The following is a 5,404-nucleotide window of genomic DNA, read 5'->3' as shown; positions in this document are numbered from 1 at the left end:
GCATTGCATCCAAAGAAGGCGCATGAACAGGAACCTCCTCGAACGCTTCAAAGCAGAATTAGATGCGGATCTGCCAATTTATGCGATCGAGGAGGTTCCTGTTCATGCGCCTTCTTTGGATGCAATGCTTGAAGTTGCGGAATATACGCTCACTTGTGCCTTTATTACGCCAAAAGAGCGTAATGCGGCGGATATTATGGATTTACTGGAAGGTGCTAGTTATTGTGTGCTGGCAGCAACTTCAATCCAAATGCCAAAAGTCTCGAAATCAGGTCGTAATCAGATGCTGGAATTACGCGATCGCCTGTTTGCGATTAATGTAATTAACCCCGATCCTGAGTTCCCTAAGATTCATTTTATGGGAAGTTGTAAGCCCGACAGCAATCTCAAACCTGAGTATGTGGTCTATATGATGAATAAGTATCTTGCCGAAGAGGATGAGATCAAATTAGTAAAGGTTCATCGCGAATCGATGCGTTAACAAATATAAAGTAAGGTGGCTTAAGTCACCTTACTTTGCCGTAATAGAAATAGTTTGCTCATATTGGGAAGTAGGTGAAGATAGATTTAATTTTTCCTTCGTAACGCGATCGCCCATCTAAGAAATCTTGTAAAATGTCAGTAATTCAATATGCAGGAGGATTCAGAGAATGACGGTGCTAGAAAATGCTTTGAGTAAGATGCAGAAATTACCAACTGAGCAACAGCAACAAGTTTTGCGATTTATTGAATTTCTCGCGTTTGAGTTGGGTGATCGGCAAGTTAACCAAGAACCTGAACGCCCAATTACTAAAAAATTCCAAGGTTCTCCTCGTGATTTACTCAAAAAATGGGAAGGGGCTGTTGAAGGTGGCGTTGACGATCTTTCTTTTAACCAGAAGTACATGGAAGGATATGGTCAGAAATGAGTCAGCATGTAATTCTCGATACTGGTGTTTTGGTTGCATATTTTAGAAAATCTGATCGCTTTCATCAATGGGCTGTAAAGCAATGGGAACTGGTTGATTTACCTGTGTTCACTTGTGATGCGGTGATTTCGGAAGCTTGTTTTCTGTTTCGAGATTTGCCTCATATTCAACGTGCCATAGTTGAGTTGATTGAAGGAAATGTAATTGAGATCGCTTTTGATTTGCAAGAGGAGGCGGGTAATGTGCGGGTATTGATGGATCGTTATGAGTCTGTGCCGATGTCGTTTGCGGATGCTTGTTTGGTGAGAATGTCTGAGCGAATTGCTAATAGTGCGGTGATGACTTTAGATAGTGATTTCAAAATTTATCGCAAACATCGTAATGAAGAGATTTCTATAATTCAACCGTAAATTTCCCATTATTTTTTCCTTTTTCCTTTCTACTTTTTCCTTATGAATGATGCAGAGTTGTTGGCAATAATCGCACAAGCGGAACGTGAGGGCTGGACAGAACTCGATCTGTCGGGGAATGATCTGGAAGAATTACCTAGCAAAATTGGACGATCGCAAAGTCTGGAAAAATTGATTTAGGAAAGTTGGATAATGAAACAACAAATGTACAATCTTTACAGTGATTTAGTGAGGTCTTGTGAATGAAATATCTAGCACGAATTACATGGGATTCTCAAGTGATGGGTGGTAAGCCTTGCATTCGGGGAATGCGGGTGACTGTAGGTACATTGGTTGGACTATTGGCTGTTGGACATTCGTTTGAAGAAATTTTAAATGCTTATCCTTATTTAGAGAAAGAGGATATTATGGCGGCGTTGTCCTATGCGGCTTGGAGGTCTGAGGAGGTCGAGGTTGCTTTGGTGTCTGCATGAAGATTTTGATTGATATGAATTTGTCGCCTGATTGGGTAAGTTATTTTGCAACGTCAGGAATAGAAGCGATACATTGGTCGAAAGTTGGTAGCGCATCGGCAAAGGATCGAGAAATTATGGAATATGCTCTAGTCAATGGTTTTATTGTGTTTACGCACGATCTTGATTTTGGGGCAATTTTGGCGGCGACTCAGGCTGATGCGCCTAGTGTGTTACAAATTCGTACTCAGGAAACTTTTGCTAGTGTAATTGGAGATGTGGTAATGGCAGGTATTGCCCAGTTTCGTGAAGAGCTTGAAACTGGTGCGCTGGTTTCTATTGATATGCAGCGATCGAAGGTAAGAATTTTACCGATTCGCAAAAATTAGTCTTATCCTAAAACAAACTTTTCCCTTTTTCCTTTTTAATTTTTCCTTATGAACGATGCAGAGTTATTGGCAATAATCGCACAAGCCGAACGAGAGGGCTGGACAGAACTCGATCTGTCGGGGAAAGGTCTGGAAAGTCTACCCAGCGAAATTGGACGGTTGCAAAGTCTGGAAAAGTTGATTTTAGGGAAGTGGGACAGTAAGGAAAGAAAGGGTAAAGGAAATAGTTTAACTGCTATTCCCCAAGAGATTTTTCAATTAACCAATCTCAAAGAACTTCATATTCCACATAACCAAATCACAGTGATACCAGACGCAATCGCCCAATTAGCAAGTCTGACTACGCTTGTCCTCTCTAGCAACCAAATTACGGCGATACCAGACGCGATCGCCCAATTAGCAAATCTGACTTGGCTTGACCTCTTTGACAACCAAATCACGGTGATTCCATACGCGATCGCCAACTTAGCAAATTTGACTACGCTTCGCCTCGATAGAAACCAAATCACGGCGATACCAGACGCGATCGCCAACTTAGCAAATTTGACTACGCTTCGCCTCGATAGAAACCAAATCACGGCGATACCAGACGCGATCGCCAACTTAGCAAATCTGACTACGCTTTTCCTCCATAACAACCAAATTACGGCGATACCAGACGCGATCGCTAACTTAGCAAATCTCACTGAGCTTTACCTGTGGGAAAACCAAATTACGCAGATACCAGATGCGATTGCCCAATTACCAAATCTGACTACGCTTAATCTCGGTAACAACCAAATAAGGCAGATACCAGAAGGGATCGGTAACTTAGCCAATCTCCAAAACCTTAACATTGGAAGCAATCAACTTCATACTCTACCAGTGAGTATTTCGCAATTAAGTAAATTAAAATCTCTGAATATTGGATTATTTTTTGGACGAATTTCCAGTGGACAAGGAAATAAATTCATAGAGATTCCAAACTCTATTTTTAGTATATCTAGTTTGGAAAGCCTTAACCTATCGTGTAATCTGATTACGCAGATACCAGACGCGATCGCCAACTTAGCAAATCTGACTACGCTTAATCTCGAAAGCAACAAAATCACGGCGATACCAGACGTGATCGCTAACTTAGCAAATCTAACTACGCTTAATCTAGGGGAAAATCCTTTACCAATTCCGCCAGAAATTCTCAATGACAGGAACAACCCTAAAGCACTATTTGATTTTTGGTTGGAACGACCAAGACAGCCATTAAACGAAGGGAAAGTGATATTAGTTGGACAGGGAACCGTGGGCAAAACCTCACTGGTCAAGCGCTTACTCGACAATCAATTTGATACAGGCGAACGCAAAACCGATGGTATTAATATTCGGGATTGGCAGATTACAGCCAAAAATGAACAGGTGAAACTACGGGTTTGGGACTTTGGCGGACAGGAAATCATGCACGCCACCCATCAGTTTTTCCTTACCGAGCGCAGCCTCTATCTATTAGTCATCAACACCCGCGAAGACGAACTTGCCAATCGCATCGAATATTGGCTGAAACTGATTGAAAGTCTCGGAAATCAAGCCCCCGTGATCATTGTCGGCAATAAAATCGATGACCATCCCCTCGACCTCGATCGCCACGGCTTGCAAACCAAATATCCCAACATCAAAGGCTTTATCGGCACATCCTGCGCCACAGGGTTAGGGATTAGCGAACTCAAACAAAAAATCACCGAAATCATCGCCAACGAAATGCCCCATGTCTTCGATCCCATACCCGTCAAATGGCTAAACCTCAAGGACAAACTGGAACAGGACGATCTCGACTACATCACCTATCAAGAATATGAACAAAAATGCATCGATACTGGCATCACTAGAGAATCATCGCGCCATACCCTCGTCCGCCTCCTGCATGAATTGGGCATCGTTCTCAACTTCACCGATGACAAACGCCTCAAAGACACCAACGTTCTCAACCCCGAATGGGTCACAGTCGGTGCGTACAAAATCATTAACGATAACCTCTTGATGACGGAATATAAAGGTGTATTGCATTGGCAAGACACAGAGCGAATTTTTCGACCCAAATCGAACAAAGAACAGGACTGCTACGCTACCGATGAAGCGCGTAAATTCATTCTCAGAATGATGGAAAAGTTCGAGCTATGCTTTGCAATGGAAAACTCCCGCGATCGCGACTATCCCGAATACCTCATTCCCGATTTACTCCCCAAAGAGGAACCCCACACAGGCACATGGGACGACTGCCTGAGATTTGAATATCGCTACGATAAAGTCCTACCCAATAGCGTCATTTCCCGTTTCATCGTCAAGGCTCACAAACTCATCGCCCGCACCAACAGCCGCACCTACTGGCGTACAGGCGTAATCCTCGCTTCCGATACTGGCAACCTCGCCTACATCAAAGCCGATCTCGAAGATACCAAAATCTTTATCCGCATCAAAGGCGCTTCCCACACCCGTCATAGTTTTCTCTCCGTCATCCGCGACAAATTTGACGATATTCACGACCGTCCAAAACTCACTCCCGATGAGCGTATTGTTCTCCCTGATAATCTCCAAGTCACGGTCAGTTACAAACATCTACTCAAGTTGTTAGATCGAGGCGAGACAACCTATTTCCCCGAAGAAGCCGATCGCAGTTACAATATCCGCGAACTCATCGAAGGCATCGAAGATAGGCGATCACGTTCAAAAGATGACTTGCGAGAAAGAGATTCGTATAGCGATCGACCATCCCAGCCTATCGTGAATGTTAATATCCACAACATCAACCAACAGCAAACCACAGCCATGACGCAAGAACCAGATCTCAACCCCAAACCAGCGATCGCAAATAAACCCAGCCTTTGGTCAACGGGCGGATTTTTTCTATTAGCGATCGTCGTAATTACCGCAATGGCAGCGATTATCAGCGCCTATGTACCTTGGTATATCATTCCCATTGTTTTTATCTTTGGAATTTTAGGAGTAGGTGTGATTGGTGCTTTTATACTTCGATACAATGGCGAACTAAGCGAAACTAACTTTTTGAAGCTAATGATCGAAACCTACAAACGCATTCCTCTATTGATTCAAGGCAAATCACCCAATACAGATGTAGATACTGTCTTAAGCACCAAAAAGTCAAGAGGGAATTTGGACAAAATTAGGATCGAAAGAACGCTGAGACTTGAGAACACCAAAGACCTGCCGCAATAGCTTGTGCATGACRGCACCAATGACAGACATTTTGGACTTAC

The 5,404-nt window shown here is 43.2% G+C and carries 7 protein-coding genes; all 7 read left to right on the top strand.

Annotated elements, in window-relative coordinates; genetic code table 11:
* The coding region (locus B9G53_RS15885) for a DUF2344 domain-containing protein (protein ID WP_176453240.1) at positions 1–481 on the top strand (481 nt) is incomplete at its 5' end.
* 169 nt (positions 482–650) lie between these two features.
* Positions 651–908: a hypothetical protein gene (locus B9G53_RS15880; protein ID WP_094533984.1), complete on the top strand. Its 258-nt coding sequence runs from the start codon at positions 651–653 to the stop codon at positions 906–908.
* On the top strand, positions 905–1,318 hold the full coding sequence (locus B9G53_RS15875) for a type II toxin-antitoxin system VapC family toxin (RefSeq protein WP_094533982.1): 414 nt from the start codon (positions 905–907) through the stop codon (positions 1,316–1,318). Before B9G53_RS15880 ends, B9G53_RS15875 begins: the two co-directional genes overlap by 4 nt.
* Before the next feature lie 42 nt (positions 1,319–1,360).
* Positions 1,361–1,498: a hypothetical protein gene (locus B9G53_RS27475; protein WP_176453239.1), complete on the top strand. Its 138-nt coding sequence runs from the start codon at positions 1,361–1,363 to the stop codon at positions 1,496–1,498.
* Between the two features lie 62 nt (positions 1,499–1,560).
* On the top strand, positions 1,561–1,791 hold the full coding sequence (locus tag B9G53_RS15870; protein WP_094533980.1) for a DUF433 domain-containing protein: 231 nt from the start codon (positions 1,561–1,563) through the stop codon (positions 1,789–1,791).
* Positions 1,788–2,159: a DUF5615 family PIN-like protein gene (locus B9G53_RS15865; RefSeq protein WP_094533978.1), complete on the top strand. Its 372-nt coding sequence runs from the start codon at positions 1,788–1,790 to the stop codon at positions 2,157–2,159. The genes B9G53_RS15870 and B9G53_RS15865 overlap by 4 nt, the downstream gene beginning before the upstream one ends.
* 48 nt (positions 2,160–2,207) lie before the next feature.
* Positions 2,208–5,363 carry a COR domain-containing protein gene (locus B9G53_RS15860; protein ID WP_094533976.1) on the top strand — a complete coding sequence of 1,052 codons (3,156 nt, stop codon included), beginning with the start codon at positions 2,208–2,210 and terminating at the stop codon, positions 5,361–5,363.
* The last annotated feature ends 41 nt before the right edge of the window (positions 5,364–5,404 follow it).

It is taken from the genome of Pseudanabaena sp. SR411, assembly GCF_002251945.1.
Classification (GTDB): domain Bacteria; phylum Cyanobacteriota; class Cyanobacteriia; order Pseudanabaenales; family Pseudanabaenaceae; genus Pseudanabaena.
Note: the sequence above shows the minus strand (reverse complement) of the source record. Positions and strands in the feature narration are given on the sequence as shown.

What these genes read in the sequence shown, in the direction of transcription:
- B9G53_RS15865 (WP_094533978.1), top strand. Translation starts at nt 1,788, where the DNA reads ATGAAGATTTTGATTGATATGAATTTGTCGCCTGATTGGGTAAGTTAT.
- B9G53_RS15880 (WP_094533984.1), top strand. Translation starts at nt 651, where the DNA reads ATGACGGTGCTAGAAAATGCTTTGAGTAAGATGCAGAAATTACCAACT.
- B9G53_RS15860 (WP_094533976.1), top strand. Translation starts at nt 2,208, where the DNA reads ATGAACGATGCAGAGTTATTGGCAATAATCGCACAAGCCGAACGAGAG.
- B9G53_RS15870 (WP_094533980.1), top strand. Translation starts at nt 1,561, where the DNA reads ATGAAATATCTAGCACGAATTACATGGGATTCTCAAGTGATGGGTGGT.
- B9G53_RS15875 (WP_094533982.1), top strand. Translation starts at nt 905, where the DNA reads ATGAGTCAGCATGTAATTCTCGATACTGGTGTTTTGGTTGCATATTTT.
- B9G53_RS27475 (WP_176453239.1), top strand. Translation starts at nt 1,361, where the DNA reads ATGAATGATGCAGAGTTGTTGGCAATAATCGCACAAGCGGAACGTGAG.